We start from the raw sequence: 18,528 nt of genomic DNA, 5'->3' as shown, positions 1-18,528 counted from the left end.
AAATGAGTTTGAAACGGAAAACATATCTTCAGTTAGCAGTGTGGACGGCTGCTGCTCTCGTTGGTGGTGCCGCAGTTCTTTTTGCGCACCTCATCTCCTCTGTGCAAGGATGGTATTTCCATTTCTTCACTGGTCACCCCTATATGGTTACAGTGGCGACTCCACTTCTTTTCGTAGGCGCCACATTAGTTGTCCAGTTTTTCGGACCGGATGCAAAGGGGAGCGGGATCCCGCAGGTCTTGGAGGCAATCGACCAGGTCCACGACGATAAAGCTGGCGATCCCCCTTGGAGAAGTTCACTTGTCTCCCTGAGAACCGCGATAGTTAAAGTGATCTCAAGTGTGGTCGGGACTCTTGGTGGCGCCTCAATCGGCCGTGAGGGGCCAACGGTGCAGATCGCCGCATCCATTTTTGCGTGGATTGGTCGTGTCACCCGACGGATCGCGCCAGAAGTTGATTTTCAGACGTTCCTTACAGCCGGTGCCGCCGCGGGAGTCGCGGCTGCCTTCAATGCTCCTCTTGCCGGTATCGCGTTCGCCATAGAGGAAGTAACTGAAGGTATTCTCGGCAGGTTCCGCGAGATGATTATGCTGGCGGTTATTCTTTCGGGTATAGCGGCGCTCGCCATCTCTGGGAACTATCTTTATTTCGGACATCCTTCCGTTTCCAGTCCGAGCCTGGATCTGTTTCCAGAAACGCTATTATTAGGAGTCGCCGGAGGGGTAATGGGTGGTGCATTCGCACGGATTCTTGCCTTTCCGTCCATGGTGAACCTGCCCGACCAAGCATGGAAAAAGGCACTGTACTGCGGGATTCTTTGTGCAGCAATCGGGCTTTTGAGCGGCGGCGCGACAGCTGGTTCAGGGTACGAGATCACGAGAAAATTCCTGGAAAGCCCATCCATCGATCAATGGCCGGTTTTTTTTGGAATAGAGAAGTTTTTTACCACCGTGCTCTCCTACCTTTCTGGCATGGCAGGGGGGATTTTTTCGCCGTCTCTATCCATTGGCGCGGGCCTAGGCTTCACCGTCGCCAAGCTCTTTCATTTTTCCAACTTCAAGGTCTGCGCGCTTTTAGGTATGGTGGCATTCTTCTCGGGTGCAATCCAAGCTCCTCTTACTGGTGTCATCATCATCATGGAGATGACGGACGAACATATCCTTATAATTCCTTTCCTCCTAGCCGCATATCTGGCCAGAAGGATCGGAAAGGTTTTCATGCCAGTTCCGTTATATCGGTTTCTCGCGAACAAAAATCGTAAGGGTTAACGTTCTTGTTATCTGGTTCTGCGGCAGGCTAGCGGTCTCGTTTCGAGACGTCTGGCGGATCTTACTGTCCACCATCTTCAGCTACGTCAACCAGATGTTCTGCTTTCTCGCCCTCGCCCTAGTGGACAGTAGGCCGGCAGTCGCGGCGCTCACCAACCTGCAACGCATCGCAAGGCGATCCACAATCCCCCCACGTGACAGCTCTCACACGCAGCGGAGATTGGCTACAAATCTGCTTGTCGCCTCCTGAATCTTAACAATTTATCCGAAAGTTGGGATTAGCAAAAGCGCCGTGACCCTTACAAAACGAGGGGGTGCGGCGTTTTGCGTTCTTGGCAGGTGGGCGGCTCATTTTTGTATATGAAGTATTTCCACTTTAAGACGTACAACTTGAGATTTGTCGAGAGGAAAACGCACCCGAACAACCGGCCACAAAACGCTACGGGTAACCTTCTCGATCGTATGGGGTGTCTATCCATTACCGCCAGTCCGACTTGTTCGGATAGTTCACGCGACCCTTGAAGTACTTCACGTTAAGTGTCGATCGGCATCCAACTTTAACCCACCATCGGCATCTTGAGACCCACCTCTCAATCTTTAAAGCACCAATATTTCGCAGGGGCTGGGTTACCCTTGGACGCTGATACGGGGTCAAACTTCGAAGCCGATCCTCATAAGAGGATTTTTATGCCCCCTGCACCCTCCGCCAGTCACAAGGAACGGACAAGGCCGCCAGACTACTGAATTTTTTACTCCTATAAAAAGAGCCAGTTTATGGCGTCTCGTCTTAGATAGGTTACAGGCCCCACCTAGACCCTTCAACCCCGTGCTGTCCCTGCAGACTACGAGGAATCTCGACCATAAACCAGCCCTTATGCAAAATAGCACATTTATGAAGCAGCACTCAAATCAAATGATGTGCACTACTACTTCAATTCCAACAGTTCGTCTAACGCAGTATCATAGACCCAAAGCCCGTCCAAAGCATTTAAATTGATCCATGGCACCGGTTCATCCATTCCATTGAAGTCCCGACTTTGGCCTCGCTCAGGAATGGGCATAGGCGTATGCCCGAAGATCTGGCGTCCGACTGTAGCGGCGGGGCACGTCTGCTCTCCCTCTGCATCGAACCAAAATATACCGCCGAATTCGTCAATCCCGCCGCGGCAGACAGGGACGCCGAATAGTGGGCCGCGTCCCAAACGTGGTTCTCCATAGACTTTGTCCAGACCAGGGACTGAAAGCTCGTGCATAAACTCTTTGTTTAACCATTCAGCTATGGCCTCGATATTGGCAGAAAGCACCTCCTCTGGAATATAGCGGGCCAATTTGGGTGAAATGCCGGCGTGGGTGCATAGCCATCCGTCGACGGCATATGCTGCATGGAAGCGATCTCGAACCGTTTGAAACTGCTCCCTGAACGCCAGATCGCCAAAGCTTCCGAAACACTTCCAAGGGCGCTCCGGCAGATAGGCGAGATCATGATTGCCCCAGATAAGTATGGTGTCTGAAGCTAGAATCAGTTCAAGACACTTTGGAGTCCGATATTTTTCCTGCTGTCCGTGAGATCGCCTAAGCAGATATGTTGCTCGTTAGGCTTATAGGCAAGAAAGGTGCGCGCGACTGATGGATCGCCATGGATGTCCGTTATAATGATTGCCACGGGGTCTCCCTGGTAGGGGGCGAAAGGATTCATTGTGTTGTGGAGGCAACATCGGTTGTTCTGCAATAATGTGCCGTTCCGCAAGTAAATGAAATACCCCATGTTTCTTCCTTCCAAACCAACATTGGCATCCGTTTTATGGTCGTGCCTCCACACGAGTTTCTGCAACAAGAGGCGTGTTGATCAGATTTAACAAGGCTAGAAGTTGCTTTGCGATGCTGAGACAGTTCCGATCCAAAAGATGAGCAGCTTCAACCTCAGTATCACTTTTCTCACCTTGGTCACTCCAGAATCCAACATGAGCATCAATCATGGTCGCTAACTGCTGGACCGTAAAATCCTGCTGCTCTTGGTTACCACAGTGGCAAGAAGGTGCCATTCTTAGCTCCTATATGGGATGTCCGTTGGAATCGCCCTAATTAAGGTTGCAACCTGCTTCAGCCTCAGTTTGTGCAAGAATAGCATGCATTCGTGAATTTATGAAGACTATAGTCCGAAGACTAATCTGCCTTTTGTAGGTACCGTGCGCCCAAGGAGGGCTGCACGTGAGACCTGAACAGGCGTTTGGCAAAGTATTGCGAGAACTTCGCGTGGAAAAGGGTCTTTCGCAGGAAAAGCTGGCATTGGAGGCGAATCTTGATAGGACCTTTATTTCCTTGCTTGAGCGGGGCTTGAGGCAACCATCCTTCATCACAATTTTGGAGATCTCAAAAATCCTTGAAGTTTCTGCTGCACATCTTGTTGAATTGACAGAGACGGAGATTAAGAAAGAATGCTAGTCCCATTTTGAATCGCCACCAGTTCTTTAGACACTCCCAGATTTCAGAAAATGCGTCTCTCAAACTCAACCCAGTGATAGGTCGTCTTGCCTGATCGGGTCGTCACCAACGGCCGTCCACGGCAGCAGCAGGTTTAGTTTTTACCCTAAACTACATCCGGTCTTCAGTCGCACCGCGGTTAACCGGTGGTAGCGGCCGGTTAAGGAAATCCGCAGTAAGTCCTTTTGATTTCGCGTTATGAGCCCATCGCACGAACTGCTCCAGGAGGTGCTTGTTTTCCCTCTCCAGGCGTCTTGTTTTAGCCTCAAGCGCATCTATTCGATCTAAGGCGGCTTGAAGTTCGGGGGGCGATGCTATTTTCTTTCCCTCTGGCGTCTTAGTACGAAGCTCCTTTTTTCTGGCGGCAAAGGCCGCCTGTACCCTATCATGCCTGTTAAGCGCCTGTCGCGTGTACCTATTTTTGAGTCGCTTCCAGACGGCATCTATAAGAAGTTCCCAGGTCAATTTGCCCGTCCAGCCATCGACGAGTTTGACAATGATTTCTATATCACCATCACAAAGCTGCTTCGACATTGTTTTCCCTCTTAAGCTTTAACACCAGGAACCTCGTCTGGGTAGATATTCTCGCGCAACAATCTTGTCATTTCAATTTGTTTTACCTCCGCATCTACAAGTCTACGATCATCGATAGCAGCACGAATAAGCGAGTACTCATTTGGCAGGGAAATCTGAAAGATGGCGGAATTAGGTACTTCAGGGTCATCAAGAAGTGCCACAAGGCTGCGAAGGATCTCTGTCCTTTCCCGATGGTGCTCAAGCCAACGATCGGCGCCATAATATTCATCCGCGACGGCTTCTTCAGCATTGGAGAGCTGTACTTCGCAATCGTCCAGTGTCCGTCGGATACGAGAAGCTTTCCCTGCATCGCACTTGAGGCAAATATGCTCCCGACACTTTAGACAGTCGGCGTGTCGCTGGCAAGGAAGGCTGCTCCAGTCGTGGACACAGAAGCCGAATGGTGTGGAATGCGCAGTCGGAAATTTCTGCTGCAGGTACTCCTCCCGGCTCATGGGGGCGTTCATAGCGATTTCCTTGGTACTCTCAGGAATTGCGAGGCTCTTTAGGTCCCGGATTCGGGCGAGGAACTCATCAGAGGTAATGTGATCGTAGACTTGGTTCTGGCGGATATCCTTCCGACCCGACCAGAGGGCTATATCCAACTGACTGAGGCAAGCGCCACTGGCCAAGGTGTTCAGCCAGTGGCGGAGTTGGTGCGTGTTCATCTTGATGGCTGATCCATCAGCTTCGGTGAATCCGAGACGGGAAAAAACTGATGATTTTCCCAAATGGACACCACCACCGAGTTGAATATTGAGACTATCCTCCGTAACAATTTCAAACATGCAGCGATAGGACGCTTTCTTGGCATGGAAAAAATTCTTGGGAAGGATGAAAAGAGCGTCCTTAAAACGAAGGCCGGTTTCCTTGTTCATTACCGGGAAACCCTTTGGTAAAAGACGAACAACGGCTGTTTCAATATCAGTGAACAAATACAGGATTCGACTTGAATCGTTGGGGCCTTGAACCCTCTTGCATCCATTACTATGTGCCCAGACTTTGCTAGTATTGTCCTTTTTAAAGCCAATGATCGAGGCTATTTCTTCAGGTGAGAGGAACTTTTTATACCTCAGGTGCTGTATTTCGTCGGCAAGATAAAGCTGTCCAGGATGGGTTTCATACCATTTAGCAATACGTCTGCTTTCGTTTGTGATATTACGAATTTTCTCGATGGCAGATCTGGTAACATCAGCCATCGTCCCCCCAATCCACTTTATTTGGCCGTCTGCTCCTTTTGCTGGAAATAGTCGTATGCCGTAGGCGACATCGCCGTTTAATTTTTCAGTGTGTTCGCAAAGGAAGGGCAGGCCTAGGACCTCGCTGATTCTGCTCGGTGCGGAGGCAAGGATGGCTCCAACCGACGTGGTCAGAACGTCGATCGGATGTCGTGCCTGGTTGAATGCAGTTGCCAAAGATTGGAGAGCCGTTTCAGTCGGGAGCTTCTTTGTCCTCTCCTCGTTAAATTTTTTTCCAACTCGGTTGCGGTCTTGTTCTCGAGGAATTGGATTCCTCCAGATGAAGGGCACGGCCAGGAATAATTGGTCACGTATGAAATTGGCAATAATTTCCAACTGTGTTCCTGCTTTATAAGCTGTTCCTGAAGAAAATTTCTGTTGTAATAAATAGGCTGCACGCTGGAAGGATGCACCGTTGGACAACTCGACGTGAGGGACTCCATCAATAGACTCTTCGATAAGGGCACGTTCTAAAGCTCGCAAAGCCGATAGGCGTTGACCAACATTATCCGTTGGGCGCATGGCGTGTTGGTAACGCATGTAGGCCCGGCCAAAGTCGAGAAAAGGCTGCGACATAATCTCACCGATGCGTTGCTTGGAAGTATCGTAGTTGCTCCAGACTAATGCGATGCGGCCACGACGTTTGCGGGATGCCCGTTCGACAGAACTGCTAATATCCCAGTCTGGCGCATCCCACACAAGATTGGCACCGAAGACCTTGAGTTCGTACCTGCACACTTCTATGAAAGCGGTTAGATTAGCTCCTGCACTAAGCTCACCTTTAGGGGTAAAAAGAATGATCTTGGTTGTCATGCGGGAGGTCCTGCGGCCTTCTTTGCGATGCACTGTCCAATTACAGCTTTCACCGCGAGAATGGTTTGATCATTTGCGGAGGCTATCCTGGAATCTCCTGTAATGGCCAAGACTCTTTCGCGCTCAGTAAGTAGCAGTTTCAAAATCTGATCGTGCGGTCCATCCACCCATGCCTGGAAATTCCGGCAGGTGTAGCACGCAATGGGGGCGCTGGCGGAACAGAACCCATATTTCCCACATACGCCATTGTCCTTTTCTGGTGCATACGGACTCCGAATCCGTGCGCGTGGGTCTGACCCCCTCTCAGCTTCAGACGCATTCGAAATAATTTTGCCCAGAAACGCTTGTGCCAACGGAGCAAGGTGCTGACTCAGCACGGAATCGATTCGTTCGAGAACTTTAGAGGTAGACTGCACATAAACCTGAACGTTCTGTGTATCGCTGTGGTCAAGAAGTTGAGCGATGATGAGCTCTCCGTGCCCTTCCTCGGCTGCACGAGTTCCCAAATTTCTCCTGAATCGGAGGGGGGTCACATTAAGTGCCTGGCCAGTGCGTGCAGAGATGATAGAAAGGCGATCAAATATTGCTACGATCTCGTCTGAGAGAGCGTCCCCTCTAGTGTGGTATCGGAACCCATCAGTCATTTCCAAATCTCTCCCACCTTTCGGTGGGAAGATTGGCAGATCGCCAACCACGAACCCTTTATCCACTTCTTCGGCAAACTGCCCCTGAACGATATCTACCCATTCCGCAATAAGTTTACCAATTTCGGCAATGAGTACCCTCGTGGTAAACTTCTCTCGACGATTGGAGGCATCCCACTGTTTCGCCCGTGGGATGTTGAGAAAATACTCAATTGCCCCGTTACTGCCATTGATGACACGAAAGTCAATTACTTTGAGGCTAGCAAGTTGGACGGGCCTCGGACCTAAAGCACTGAAAAGCAGCACTAAGAGATATTCCCGAAGGGAGATTTTAACCTTCGCGTAAGCATCATTTGCCGATGACAGTATTGCAGTGAATTCCGACTCTACGAAAGGCCCTTCGTAAGGATCCCTGGTAAGTACAGCCTCTCCTTTCTTGGATCCCTGAAGGCGCAAACTTTTTAAGAGCCTAGGAACGTCTTCGTCAATGCCAGGATACCCTAAAGAGTGCCATTTTTTGAAAAAGCTTGAGAGGTAGGAGAGATAACCGCATTCGCTCTTGGTAAGTGCAGCCTTGTAATTTATGATGCTCAAAGACGTTATAGCGTCCACCAATCTTCCACTAAGATCCCTCGTAATGCGGGAATAATGCAGAAAGTACCGAAACGTAGTGTAAGAACTCGTTGTCATGTGCCGTTCCAGGTAGATCATGAAAATCCGTTGGCAGAAGGAAACGATGTCGTCGGTGCAGGACTCGCGAAGGGTATCAAAATTGAAACACATAGCCCGACTCACATCAGGTATCCGCCACACAGACGCTTGTGGACAAAAGACGTACCCGCTTTTTGTTTGAGTCTGTTGGGGGAGAGGGGAGAGGTCGGCTAGGAGTGCCTTACTTAGCGTCATTGTCGTCTGTCCTTCTCTTCAGGGTTTTCTTCTGCATCTCAAGCGACACTTCACCGGCTTTCTTTCTGATGTGCCGTTTCGTATATTTCGCAGGCATTTTCGAGCCCCTGGCCCAACCTTGCAGGTATTCTCTTAATTCCATTTCCTTTTGGGGGGCAATGCCCTGTTCATCCATCGAAGCAGAGAAATTGTCGTTCCACGTGTACCTGCAGATGTGAGCCGTGAACCACGAGGGAAGATCGGGAGAGGCTTCACGTAATTGCTTGAATATCTTGCAAACAGCAGGATATGAGAGTGGAGCGCCCGTGCCGGTTGCAACGAAGAGATAAGGATGACGCCTTGCTCCTCTAATTTGGGAACGAAGCTTCAGTATGTAATGCTGGAGCTTCTCTCTCAGATCATCATCAAAAAGGAGATTACGGCTAAGCGTCTTTGCATTTGGTTTTCGTACCCGTGGATCTTCGGCCTCGTCGGGAGCACGCCGGACCCTCAACTCAGATACCCCCAGATCGACATCCCTAATCCGCAGCACCAGGACTTCACCGCAGCGGAGGCCTAGATCGATGAGCATCTTTATGAGCACTTCGTTCCTTACTCGAGAATGCTCACCCTTCCATGGATTCTGTGCTGAGGCGGGGTTGATGACCTCAAAGATTTGTTCCTGCAAATCTGTGAGGAGCCCCTCGCGGTGCTTCCCGGATTCCCACTTTTTGTTTCGAGGAATACGCTCTCGGAGTGCCCGTTTCATTTGATCAACTTGGAGCTTGAGGGTGCTTGCGTTTGAATCGTGCGCCACACGCGCAAGGGATTCGTTCGCCAGCCATTCGAGGAAATGCAGAATCGCGCGGAGGCGCATGTTGGTTGTCGCCGGACTGACGTGGACCTGGTCGTCTTGTTGTACTTTTGTCCGAAAAGCCTCTAGTCGGACTAGTCGGGCAACCTGCAGAGATTTTCTTCCAGGCACTGGCTCGAGGGCTTCACGTATTCCACGGTAGGAAAGCTTTGCAGTGTAGACAAGAGATTCGATTTCCTCTAAAGACAGGAAGCTTAGTTGCTTAAACCTGTCCTCAATACAAAAACCAGAACTTTGAGCCCAAGTGTAAAGCAGCATTATTGCCTTGAGGTTCAAGACAAGTGTTTCGTAGGAACTAGCGTTGGAGCGAAGCATAGATGTGGTGTAGACGGTGGGAGTGAATAACGGAATGTTACTGTCATCGACGAGAACAGGGAATCGCTCGCCATCATTGAATTTTAGGAGAAGTAGGCGCATTTTCTCCCTCGAAGTTTTCGATGCACTGCAGTAAGTGTCTCGGCATGATACCCGTTTTTTGCATAAAAAACAATTGCAACTTATTGAATTTGCAGCGATAATTTTTATCGCTCCCTATTGTTTTTTATTGCTGAGATCTTCGTTGGTCATTCAGGTGCTGAGGGTGAACTATAGAGCAATGCCCGAGGGAAAAATGCGCTGTTGACATCGTTATCCCCGATAAAAGCCACCAACATTTTACATCTACTGAAGGTAATGGTTTGAAACAGGCAAAGTTACAGAATCAATGGTGGGCTGAAGGCAAAAAAAAGACGAAAGCCAGCAGGCTTCCGTCTCAAAAGTTACATTCTTAAAAAAAGTAGTAGTTAGAACGGGATCTCGTCGTCCGGGTTGAAGACCGGCTCCTCGTAACCGCCCCCCTGGTTGTAGTCCTGCTGGGGCCTGCCGCCACCCTGGCGCTGGCCGCCGCCTTCACCCTTGGCGGAGAGCATCTGCATCTTCTCACCTACGATCTCGGTGGTGTAGCGGTCCTTGCCGTCCTTGTCGGTCCACTTGCGGGTCTGCAGACGTCCCTCGATATATACGGTCTTCCCCTTGGAGAGGTACTCGCCGGCGATCTCGGCAAGACGCGCCCAGAGGGTGATGTTGTGCCATTCGGTCTTGTCTTCCCAGTTGCCGTCCTTGCCCTTGATCCGGTCGGTGGTGGCCAGGGAGAAGGAAGCTACGGCGGTACCGCCGGCGGTGTAGCGCACCTCGGGGTCTTTGCCCAGGTTGCCTATGAGCATCACCTTGTTGAGACTTGCCATGGGGGTTCTCCTTTTCGTTCGCGTCGCGTTTTGAATTGGGGAAGTGTATAGAAATCGCGGCTTCATGGCAAGCGATATTGTTTGACTCTCATCGTAAAAAAAAGTAACGTAACCGGTCATGCTGAGAGCTCGTATCTACCTTCTTTTCTTCGTTCCGTACACCTTGTTGTGCAGCCTCTCCGCCGTGATCGGCGGTGTTTTCGACTCTTCCGGGCGGGTGGGACACGCCTGCGCCAGGGCCTGGAGCCTTGGTTCCCTCTGGGCCGCCGGGATCAAGCTGGAGGTGGAGGGACTGGAGATGGTCCCGACCGAGGGGCCGGTCATCTACATGGGTAACCACCAGGGGAATTTCGACATCCTCGCACTGACCCGCGCCATCCCGCGCCTGTTCTCCTGGGTCGCCAAGGAAGAGCTTTTCAGGGTGCCGGTGTTCGGCGCCGCGATGCGCAGGGCGGGCTACATCCCGCTGGACCGCAGCGACGGCAGGAAGGCGCTGAAGAGCATGAACCAGGCGGCGCAGCGCATCGCCGCGGGGGCGAGCGTGGTCATCTTCCCCGAGGGGACCCGCACCAAGGACGGCAACCTGCTCCCCTTCAAGCGCGGCGCCTTCATGCTGGCTGCCCGGGCCGGCGTCCCCATCGTCCCCTTCACCATCAACGGCAGCCGGGCGATAAACCCGCGCAACCGTCTCGAATTGAGACCTGGAACCATCAGGATCAGCTTCGCAGCCCCCATCGAGGTCGCGGGGGTCCCGGAGGCGGAACTGCTGGAGCGGGTGCGCTCGGCTATCGCAGCAAACCTGGAGGTTACGTAAAGATGGCCATGGTTTACCTGGCGCTGGCCCTGTTCGGGGTCGCCCTGATCGGCTGGGGCCTTCCCTCGGCGCACCGGCTGCGCTCACCGCTGAACATCGTCGCGGCCGCTGCTGTCCTTGCGGGCGTGCTGCTCGCCCTGCTCGGGACGCTGCTCGTCGTCGCTCCGCACTTCTTCCAGGGGTAACCCTCACGCTACAGGAAACAGAAAAAGACATGGAAAAGGTCAAAACCATAGCGGTAAATGTCGCGGCGATCGCGGTGATTTCCGTGGCCCTGTTCTGGGGCAACGCGTTGTACCGGCAGTACGCGCAGTTCGAAAAAGGTGAGAAGGGGACCGCGTCGGGAGACTTCCCCGCAGCGGTGGCCGGCTACGAGGCCGCCATCCACATGTACACCCCCGGCAGTTCCATCGTCCCCCGCAGCGCACAGAAGCTGTGGGACCTCGGGCAGATGGCGGAGGCGAACCACGACACGGCGCGCGCGCTGGTCGCCTATCGCGCCCTGAGGAGCTCATTCTACGCCGTTGCCAGCATCTACTCCCCCGGACAGGAGTGGATCCAGCGCTGCGACGCCCGCATCGCCGCACTCGTGGCCCAGCAGGGTCGCTAGGGGCAGGGGCCGAGAGGGGCGGGCCGGCTGGCGACGCACCACGGCCCGGCACCTCCGCGCCATGCACACAAAGGATCATTTTTGGAAGAAAGCAGCATTGAAAATACCGGGCTGAAGTTCGTGGCCCTCGGAGGGCTCGGCGAGATCGGCCTGAACATGGCGGCCTTCGAGTACGGCGACGACATCGTCATCGTCGACTGCGGGCTCATGTTCCCGGAGCCGTACATGCTGGGCATCGACGTGGTCATCCCGGACATCGGCTACCTCGTGGAGCGGGCGGACCGGATCCGCGCCATACTGCTCACCCACGGCCACGAGGACCACATCGGTGCGCTCCCCTACGTGCTGCGCGACCTCAATCCCCCCATCTACGGCACCGCCCTCACCCTGGGCTTCGTCAAAGAAAAGCTGAAGGAGTTCGAGCTCGACCAGAAGGTAGACCTGCGGGTGGTGAAGCCCAGGGACGTGATCGAGCTGGGCAACTTCATCGTGGAATTCATCCGCGTGGCCCACTCCACCGTGGACGGCTGCGCCCTGGCCATCACCTCTCCCGAGGGGGTGGTGATCCACACCGGCGACTTCAAGCTGGACCAGACCCCGGTCGACGGCGAGCTCACCGACCTCCCCACCTTCGCCCGCTACGGCCAGGCGGGGGTTCTGGCGCTTTTCGCCGACTCCACCAACATCGAGCGCGAGGGGTACACCCTTTCGGAGCGGGTGGTGGGGGAGGCCTTCGAGGAGATCTTCCCGAACTGCGCCGGGAGGGTGATCGTCGCCGCCTTCTCCAGCAACATCCATAGGGTGCAGCAGGTGGTGCATGCGGCGCAGAAAAGCGGCAGGAAGGTGCTCTTGAACGGCCGCTCCATGATCGCGAACGTGCAGATCGCCCGGGAGCTCGGCTACCTCAGCATCCCCGACGACCTCATGATGGACCTGAAGGAACTCCCCAAGCTCCCCAAGGAGCAGGTCTGCATGATCACCACCGGGAGCCAGGGTGAACCGAGGAGCTCGCTGATCCGGATCGCCATGGACGACCACAAGCAGATCAAGCTGGAGCGGGGCGACACCGTCATCCTCTCCTCCCGCTTCATCCCGGGCAACGAAAAGACCATCTCCGACCTGATGAACCACCTGTACCGGCGCGGCGCCGAGGTGATCCACGAGAAGGTTTCCGAGGTGCACGTCTCCGGTCACGCCAGCCAGGAGGAGCTGAAACTCCTGCACAACCTGGTGAAGCCCCGCTTCTTCGTCCCGGTGCACGGCGAGTACCGGCACCTGGTGAAGCATGCGCAACTGGCCCAGAAGGTCGGCACCCCGGAGGAGCGCTGCATCCTGGCCGTGAACGGCGACGTCGTGCTCTTCTCCGGCGACGAGGCGGTCATCGTGGACCATGTGAACACGGGGCGGGTTTTCGTCGACGGCAAGGGGGTCGGCGACGTCGGCAACGTGGTCTTGAAGGACAGAAAGCACCTCTCCGAGGACGGCATGGTGGTGGTCATCGTCGGCATCAACCAGGTGAGCGGCGAGATCATCTACGGCCCCGACATCGTGTCGCGCGGCTTCATCTTCGAGGATGAGAGCCAGCAGTACCTGGACGAGGCGAAGAAGGTGGTGCTGGACACGCTGGCCCTGGTGAGCACCGAGGCGATGACCGACTGGAACGAGGTGAAGCTGGAGGTGCGCCGCGTGCTGCGCCGCTTCTTCAACAAGACCATCGAGCGGCGGCCGGTGATACTGCCGCTGGTACTGGAGATGTAACACACCACATCGGACCTGCTGCTGTAGGGGCGAATAATTATTCGCCCGCTTTTGTCTTTCTTGAAAAAGCATTCGGCAATGGCACCGGCGGCTGGGCAAATGATTATTTGCCCCTACGTTGATTCCGGAATTCACGGTTGCGAGGAGCCCCCTCCCGATCCTCCCTCGAGGGAGAGGGAGAGGGAGCCCAAAACACAGGTAACGCATGACGACTGACGAGAAGATCGAAAAAAAGGAAAAGGTGGCCAAGGAAGTGAAGGGGATGGCCTTCGGCGTCGCCGGCATCTTCCTGTTCATCGCGCTCGCCTCCTTTCACGGCGAGGATCTTTCCTTCAACAGTGTCTCCACCTTCACCCAGACGAAGAACCTGGGAGGACGCTTCGGAGCGGAGCTGGCCGATTTCTTCCTGCAGCTCTTCGGCATGGCATCCTACATATTCCCCTGTACCCTCATCTACTTAGCTTACCGATCCTTCACGTCGGATCCCATTAGATGGCGCCGCTACAAGCTGGTGGGGTTCATACTGCTCCTGCTGTCGCTCTCAGGGCTTTTCGCCTTTTTTCATGAAATGACGGAGTTCCTGGGACAGCGGGTCCAGACCGGTGGGTTTATAGGTTTTCAGGGAGCCTCCCTGCTGAAGCGCACCTTCGGCCAAATCGGGGCGATGCTCATCCTCCTACCGATGCTGGCCGCGAGCGCCATGCTCCTGTCCCGCTTCTCCTTCGTCCTGTTCGCCAACTGGTGGCTCACCGCGCTCAAGGAGAGCTGGGAGAAGAACAAGCAGCGCCGGGCGCTGCAGCGCGAGCTCGCCTCCGAGAAGGGGGAGAAGGACGAGAGGCCGAGACAGCACGCCGCCCCGGTGATCAAGCCCGCCGTGGTCCCCGCCCCGGTGCCGGAGCCGGTCGCCAAGAAGGAGAAGAAAAAGGACGACAGGAAAACCGCTCCGGTGCAGGAGGCCTTCGACTTCATCAAGGCCGAGGGTGATTTCAAGACCCCGCCGCTCTCCCTGCTCGATCCCCCTCCCGAGGGGGCCAAGCGCCAGGACAAAGAGACCCTCACCATGAACGCGCGGCTCATGGAGAAGAAGCTCAAGGACTTCGGTGTGGAAGGGGAGGTGGTGGAGATCTGCCCCGGCCCGGTCATCACCATGTACGAGTTCTCTCCTGGCCCCGGCATCAAGGTAAGCCGCATCGCCGGCCTGCAGGACGACCTCACCATGGCGCTGCAGGCCCACTCGATCCGCATCGTGGCGCCGATCCCGGGCAAGGGTGTGGTGGGCATCGAGCTTCCCAACCGCGAACGCGAGATGGTGTCGCTTCGGGAGATATTCAGCACCGAGCAGTTCCACAGAGGGAAGATGAAGCTCCCGATGGCGCTCGGCAAGGACATCGCCGGCAACCCGCTGGTCACCGACCTGGCCAGGATGCCGCACCTCCTGGTCGCCGGCGCCACCGGTTCGGGCAAGTCGGTCGCCATCAACACCATGATCCTGTCGCTGCTCTACACCTCGACCCCCAGCGACGTCAGGATCATCATGGTCGACCCGAAGATGCTGGAACTCTCGGTGTACGAGGGGATCCCGCACCTGCTGCTTCCCGTGGTGACCAACCCCAAGAAGGCAGCGCTCGCGCTCAAGTGGGCGGTGGAGGAGATGGGGCGGCGCTACCGGCTCATGTCGGACAAGGGGGTCAGGAACATCGACTCCTACAACCGCGAGCTGGAGCGGCAGGAGAAGGAGGACGCCGAGAACCGGGCCCGCGAGACCGTTGTGGTCGAGGAGATCGACGAGGCCGAGCACCTCGAGGACCCCGAGGATATGGAGGCGCGCGAGGCGGCCATCCAGGCCTTTTTGGCCAAGGAGGAGCAGCTGGAGCACGGCCATCTCCCCTACATCGTGGTTATCGTGGACGAGCTCGCCGACCTCATGATGGTGGCCGGGCGCGAGATCGAGGAGTCCATCGCCCGTCTGGCCCAGATGGCGCGTGCCGCGGGTATCCACCTGATCCTCGCCACCCAGCGCCCGTCCGTCGACGTCATCACCGGCCTCATCAAGGCGAACTTCCCGGCCAGGATCTCCTTCCAGGTTTCCTCGAAGATCGACTCCCGCACCATCCTGGACGGCAACGGCGCCGAATCGCTTCTGGGTGCGGGCGACATGCTCTTCCTGCCGCCGGGGACCTCGAAGATGCAGCGTTCCCACGGCGCCTTCGTCTCCGACGCCGAGGTGCAGCGCGTGGTTGAGTTCCTGAAGAAGCAGGGCAAGCCGGTCTACGAGAAGTCCATCCTGGAGATGAAGGCCTCCGACGAGAAGGGAGGGGGCGATGACGAGGAGGAGGTCGACGAGCGCTACGACGACGCCCTGGCCCTGGTGGCCGACGCGAAGATGGCCTCGATCTCCATGATTCAGCGCCGCCTGCGGATCGGCTACAACCGCGCCGCCCGCATCATCGAGAAGATGGAGCAGGAAGGGGTCATCGGACCCTCCGACGGCACCAGCAAACCGAGAGAAGTTTTTATCAACAAGATTTAGTCCCTTAAGGGGACCGGCTCCGCAGGTGCCTGTCCCCGTTACCAAAGGAGGCCCAATGAACCTTTGCCGCAAGCCAAACCTGGCTCATTTCGCCGTCACCATCATCGGCAAGGACCGCACCGGCATCGTTGCGGACACCTCGGAGGTGCTCTACAAGCTCGGCTGCAACGTCGAGGACTCCAGCTGCACGATGCTCGGGGGCGAGTTCGCCATGATCCTGATCGTCTCCCACGAGAAGCCCTTCTCCAAGAAGAAGCTGGAAGAGGAGTTCGCGGCCAAGACCGTCGGCACCGGACTTTCCGCCTTCGTCAGGACCTTGAAGGACGACGAGGTCTGCTACCAGGGGCCGGAGGGTGAGCTCTGCCTGATCTCGGTGTACGGTTCGGACAAGCCGGGCATCGTCTACCGCATCACCCGCGAGCTCGCCGACCGCGGCGTCAGCATCACCGACCTCAACACCAAGCTGATCGGCAAGCCGACCGAGCCCGTGTACGTGCTGGTGCTCGAGGCGGCGCTCCCCCAGGGGCTCTCGGTGGAAGACGCTTCCGCCTTGCTGGAAAAACTGAAAAAGGAGCTGAGTGTGGAGATTTCGGTGCGGCTCATTACGCCCGTCTCCCTCTGATTCTATATGGCAGTCAAACCGATAGTCGTCTATCCCGACCCGATTTTGAAGCAGGCCTGCGCCCCGGTGCAGGCCATCGACGATGAGATAAAGCAGCTGATCGAAGACCTGGTGGACACCATGCACGCCGGGCCCGGTTCCGTCGGCGTCGCCGCACCCCAGATCGGCGTCTCCCTGCGCGTCTGCGTCATCGACGTGTCCAAGAACCGCCATGGCAAGGACAACAACCACGGCCTTTTGCTGATGATCAACCCGGAGATCCTGGCCAAAAGCGGGGGCGCCGTGATGCGGGAAGGGTGCATGAGCGTGCCGGACTACACCGGTGACGTCGAGCGAGCCACCGAGCTCACCCTGCGCTTCACCGAGCCCGACGGCAGCGTGCGCGAATTCGAGGCCTCCGGTTTCGAGGCGGTGGCGATCCAGCACGAGATGGATCACCTGGACGGTTTCCTGTTCCTGGACCGCATCGCCTCGCTGAAGACCGGCCTGTTCCGCAGGAAAAGCTACAAGTAAGTCATGCACCCCCCTCCTGCTGGGAGAGGGTGCCCGAAGGGCGGGTGAGGGCGCTGCCGTCTGCTCACCTGTTGCCCTTGGCAACGCCCTCACCCCGGTCCTTTTCCGGAGGGAGAGGGAGTTTGCTCAAGCAACCTCTGATTGTCCACCTAAGCACATCGTGCCAAGGCGGGTTCGGGTTTTCTATGAAATGGCTTCTCATCACCTCTGCGCTTCTCTTCGTCGCCTCGATCCGTCGGCCGATCTTCGTGGTTGCGCTCGGCTGCAGCCTGGCCTACCTCGCTTCGCGCGGGTTGGCGCTGGGACGGCTTCCCCTGATCGGACCCCAGGACACCCTGGCCTTTTTTTCCGGATCGCTGGGGCTCATGGCGCTCCCCTTCATCTATAGCCGCCAGACCGCGGGCGTGCGCTGGTTTTGCTGGGGATGCGGGGCGCTGGCCGGCCTTTTCGCCGCCCTGGCGCTCCCCTTTCCGACCATCAACATGCCGCTGCCGCCCATCCTCGACACCTACTGGTTCGAGCTGCACGTGGCGCTTGCCTTCTTCGCCTACGGTCTCTTCGGCATCGCTGCACTCCTGGGGGTCGCGTTTCTGCAGGGTGGGGGGAAGCAGGCGCTCGACCTGCAGTATCGGGCCGCGCTGGTGGGCTACAGCTTCTTCTCGCTCTCCATGGTCTCCGGCGGCATCTGGGGGTATTACGCCTGGGGCACCTACTGGCTTTGGACCGCCAAGGAGCTCTGGACCTCCATCCTTTGGATCTTCTATTCGCTCTACCTGCACCTGCGCCTGAAGGGGCAGACCTGGGAGCGCGGCTTCGCCTGGCTGGGGATCGTCGGCTTCCTGGTGACCCTCTTCACCTACCTCGGCGTCAGCATGCTGATGCGAAGCTCGCACAGTTTCTAAATGTCCGACCGACCGGCCCGCCCGCCCCGACTAGTCAGGCTGGCCGGACAAAAGAGGAAAAGACCTTGCTGAAAAAGCTCTACACCACCTTCTGCTCCTTGAACCTCGGCCTGTGGCTCATGACCGGGGTGATGGTCACCCTGGCCCTGGGCTCCTTCTCCAGCGCCAGCTCGGAGCAGGGCGGCCTCAACGACATGCCGCTCCTCTTCTGGCTGCAGCGCGCCCCGCTCGGCTACTCCTGGTGGCTCTGGCTCTGCGTCGCCTGCATCGCGGTCCTCTTCGTCAACGCGCTTGTCTGCTCCATCGACGCCCTGCGCCGTAAAGGGCGCAGCGTGGCGCCGCACCTGATGCACGCAGGCTTTCTGCTCATCGTCCTGGCGCACCTCCTCTCCGCCTACGGCGGATTCAAACAGCAGATGCAGCTGCCGCAGGGGGATTCCTTCGGCTTTCCCGACGGGGAGCGGGTCGTGGTGGAGCGGATCACGGGTCAGGTGGGGGCGATGGGGATGATGAGCGGCTACCGCGCCGATCTGAGGCTCTCGGACGGTCTGCACACCGTACAGCCCAACCAGCCGCTCTTCCACAAGGGGTACGGCATCTACGTGAAGGACGTGGCGCTCAGCCCGGTGCCGGTGGCGCTCTTCGAGGTGCATAAGGAGCCGGGCGCGTTGACCGCGTTCATCGGCGCCTTGATCTTTACGGTGGGAAACCTGATGCTGCTGGCGCAGCGCAAGGGAAGATAAAAAGAAAGGGGCGCCTGGCGGCGCCCCTTTTTGA

At 56.4% G+C, this 18,528-nt stretch carries 17 protein-coding genes; 11 read left to right on the top strand and 6 right to left on the bottom strand.

Annotated features, from left to right (window positions below):
• Positions 1 to 2 precede the first annotated feature (2 nt).
• Positions 3 to 1,268, top strand: coding sequence for a chloride channel protein (locus KP003_RS19160; RefSeq protein WP_216788891.1), 1,266 nt, complete (start codon positions 3 to 5; stop codon positions 1,266 to 1,268).
• Positions 1,269 to 3,067: 1,799 nt separating this feature from the next.
• On the opposite strand, the gene KP003_RS19155 is transcribed toward KP003_RS19160, so the two are convergent.
• Positions 3,068 to 3,310, bottom strand: coding sequence for a hypothetical protein (locus KP003_RS19155; RefSeq protein WP_217300150.1), 243 nt, complete (start codon positions 3,308 to 3,310; stop codon positions 3,068 to 3,070).
• A gap of 166 nt (positions 3,311 to 3,476) precedes the next feature.
• Between KP003_RS19155 and KP003_RS19150 the strand changes: the two genes are divergently transcribed.
• Positions 3,477 to 3,710: a helix-turn-helix domain-containing protein gene (locus tag KP003_RS19150; protein ID WP_217300149.1), complete on the top strand. Its 234-nt coding sequence runs from the start codon at positions 3,477 to 3,479 to the stop codon at positions 3,708 to 3,710.
• Positions 3,711 to 3,860: 150 nt separating this feature from the next.
• On the opposite strand, the gene KP003_RS19145 is transcribed toward KP003_RS19150, so the two are convergent.
• From KP003_RS19145 to KP003_RS19125, 5 genes are all read right to left on the bottom strand, one after another.
• Complete coding sequence (locus KP003_RS19145; protein ID WP_217300148.1) at positions 3,861 to 4,283, bottom strand: hypothetical protein; 423 nt, start codon at positions 4,281 to 4,283, stop codon at positions 3,861 to 3,863.
• Between the two features lie 11 nt (positions 4,284 to 4,294).
• On the bottom strand, positions 4,295 to 6,376 hold the full coding sequence (locus KP003_RS19140) for a hypothetical protein (protein WP_217300147.1): 2,082 nt from the start codon (positions 6,374 to 6,376) through the stop codon (positions 4,295 to 4,297).
• Positions 6,373 to 7,803: a site-specific integrase gene (locus KP003_RS19135; protein WP_275423214.1), complete on the bottom strand. Its 1,431-nt coding sequence runs from the start codon at positions 7,801 to 7,803 to the stop codon at positions 6,373 to 6,375. The genes KP003_RS19140 and KP003_RS19135 overlap by 4 nt, the downstream gene beginning before the upstream one ends.
• Positions 7,804 to 7,912: 109 nt before the next feature.
• The gene (locus KP003_RS19130) at positions 7,913 to 9,196 is read right to left on the bottom strand and encodes a tyrosine-type recombinase/integrase (protein ID WP_217300145.1); all 1,284 of its coding nucleotides are present in this window, start codon (positions 9,194 to 9,196) and stop codon (positions 7,913 to 7,915) included.
• A 365-nt stretch (positions 9,197 to 9,561) separates the two neighbouring features.
• Positions 9,562 to 10,002: a single-stranded DNA-binding protein gene (locus tag KP003_RS19125; protein ID WP_216500083.1), complete on the bottom strand. Its 441-nt coding sequence runs from the start codon at positions 10,000 to 10,002 to the stop codon at positions 9,562 to 9,564.
• 118 nt (positions 10,003 to 10,120) lie between these two features.
• Here KP003_RS19125 and KP003_RS19120 point away from each other — a divergent pair, with 118 nt between their 5' ends.
• The 9 genes from KP003_RS19120 (at position 10,121) to KP003_RS19080 (ending at position 18,494) form a co-directional block, all read left to right on the top strand.
• Entirely contained in the window at positions 10,121 to 10,816 is a 696-nt protein-coding gene (locus tag KP003_RS19120; protein WP_216500082.1) for a lysophospholipid acyltransferase family protein, read from the top strand.
• A 2-nt stretch (positions 10,817 to 10,818) separates the two neighbouring features.
• Entirely contained in the window at positions 10,819 to 11,001 is a 183-nt protein-coding gene (locus KP003_RS19115; protein ID WP_217300144.1) for a hypothetical protein, read from the top strand.
• Positions 11,002 to 11,030: 29 nt separating this feature from the next.
• A complete protein-coding gene (locus KP003_RS19110; RefSeq protein ID WP_216500080.1) occupies positions 11,031 to 11,426 on the top strand; it encodes a hypothetical protein in 396 nt (131 codons plus the stop codon).
• An 81-nt stretch (positions 11,427 to 11,507) separates the two neighbouring features.
• Entirely contained in the window at positions 11,508 to 13,184 is a 1,677-nt protein-coding gene (locus tag KP003_RS19105; RefSeq protein WP_216500079.1) for a ribonuclease J, read from the top strand.
• 205 nt (positions 13,185 to 13,389) lie between these two features.
• Positions 13,390 to 15,714, top strand: a complete 2,325-nt coding sequence (locus tag KP003_RS19100) for a DNA translocase FtsK (protein WP_217300143.1) — start codon at positions 13,390 to 13,392, stop codon at positions 15,712 to 15,714.
• A 55-nt stretch (positions 15,715 to 15,769) separates the two neighbouring features.
• Positions 15,770 to 16,336: a glycine cleavage system transcriptional repressor gene (locus tag KP003_RS19095; protein WP_216500077.1), complete on the top strand. Its 567-nt coding sequence runs from the start codon at positions 15,770 to 15,772 to the stop codon at positions 16,334 to 16,336.
• Positions 16,337 to 16,342: 6 nt separating this feature from the next.
• Positions 16,343 to 16,849, top strand: a complete 507-nt coding sequence (gene def, locus KP003_RS19090) for a peptide deformylase (RefSeq protein ID WP_216500076.1) — start codon at positions 16,343 to 16,345, stop codon at positions 16,847 to 16,849.
• A 185-nt stretch (positions 16,850 to 17,034) separates the two neighbouring features.
• Positions 17,035 to 17,751: a cytochrome c biogenesis protein gene (locus KP003_RS19085; RefSeq protein WP_216789665.1), complete on the top strand. Its 717-nt coding sequence runs from the start codon at positions 17,035 to 17,037 to the stop codon at positions 17,749 to 17,751.
• 65 nt (positions 17,752 to 17,816) lie between these two features.
• On the top strand, positions 17,817 to 18,494 hold the full coding sequence (locus KP003_RS19080; protein ID WP_216500074.1) for a cytochrome c biogenesis ResB family protein: 678 nt from the start codon (positions 17,817 to 17,819) through the stop codon (positions 18,492 to 18,494).
• Positions 18,495 to 18,528 lie beyond the last annotated feature (34 nt).

It is taken from the genome of Geomonas diazotrophica (assembly GCF_019063885.1).
Classification (GTDB): Bacteria; Desulfobacterota; Desulfuromonadia; order Geobacterales; family Geobacteraceae; genus Geomonas; species Geomonas diazotrophica.
The sequence above is the reverse complement of the archived record's forward strand: the minus strand, read 5'-3'. Positions and strand labels throughout refer to the sequence as shown.

What these genes read in the sequence shown, in the direction of transcription:
- KP003_RS19125 (WP_216500083.1), bottom strand. Translation starts at nt 10,002, where the DNA reads ATGGCAAGTCTCAACAAGGTGATGCTCATAGGCAACCTGGGCAAAGAC.
- KP003_RS19100 (WP_217300143.1), top strand. Translation starts at nt 13,390, where the DNA reads ATGACGACTGACGAGAAGATCGAAAAAAAGGAAAAGGTGGCCAAGGAA.
- KP003_RS19085 (WP_216789665.1), top strand. Translation starts at nt 17,035, where the DNA reads ATGAAATGGCTTCTCATCACCTCTGCGCTTCTCTTCGTCGCCTCGATC.
- def (WP_216500076.1), top strand. Translation starts at nt 16,343, where the DNA reads ATGGCAGTCAAACCGATAGTCGTCTATCCCGACCCGATTTTGAAGCAG.
- KP003_RS19140 (WP_217300147.1), bottom strand. Translation starts at nt 6,376, where the DNA reads ATGACAACCAAGATCATTCTTTTTACCCCTAAAGGTGAGCTTAGTGCA.
- KP003_RS19145 (WP_217300148.1), bottom strand. Translation starts at nt 4,283, where the DNA reads ATGTCGAAGCAGCTTTGTGATGGTGATATAGAAATCATTGTCAAACTC.
- KP003_RS19155 (WP_217300150.1), bottom strand. Translation starts at nt 3,310, where the DNA reads ATGGCACCTTCTTGCCACTGTGGTAACCAAGAGCAGCAGGATTTTACG.
- KP003_RS19115 (WP_217300144.1), top strand. Translation starts at nt 10,819, where the DNA reads ATGGCCATGGTTTACCTGGCGCTGGCCCTGTTCGGGGTCGCCCTGATC.
- KP003_RS19160 (WP_216788891.1), top strand. Translation starts at nt 3, where the DNA reads ATGAGTTTGAAACGGAAAACATATCTTCAGTTAGCAGTGTGGACGGCT.
- KP003_RS19110 (WP_216500080.1), top strand. Translation starts at nt 11,031, where the DNA reads ATGGAAAAGGTCAAAACCATAGCGGTAAATGTCGCGGCGATCGCGGTG.
- KP003_RS19135 (WP_275423214.1), bottom strand. Translation starts at nt 7,803, where the DNA reads ATGTGTTTCAATTTTGATACCCTTCGCGAGTCCTGCACCGACGACATC.
- KP003_RS19120 (WP_216500082.1), top strand. Translation starts at nt 10,121, where the DNA reads ATGCTGAGAGCTCGTATCTACCTTCTTTTCTTCGTTCCGTACACCTTG.
- KP003_RS19130 (WP_217300145.1), bottom strand. Translation starts at nt 9,196, where the DNA reads ATGCGCCTACTTCTCCTAAAATTCAATGATGGCGAGCGATTCCCTGTT.
- KP003_RS19095 (WP_216500077.1), top strand. Translation starts at nt 15,770, where the DNA reads ATGAACCTTTGCCGCAAGCCAAACCTGGCTCATTTCGCCGTCACCATC.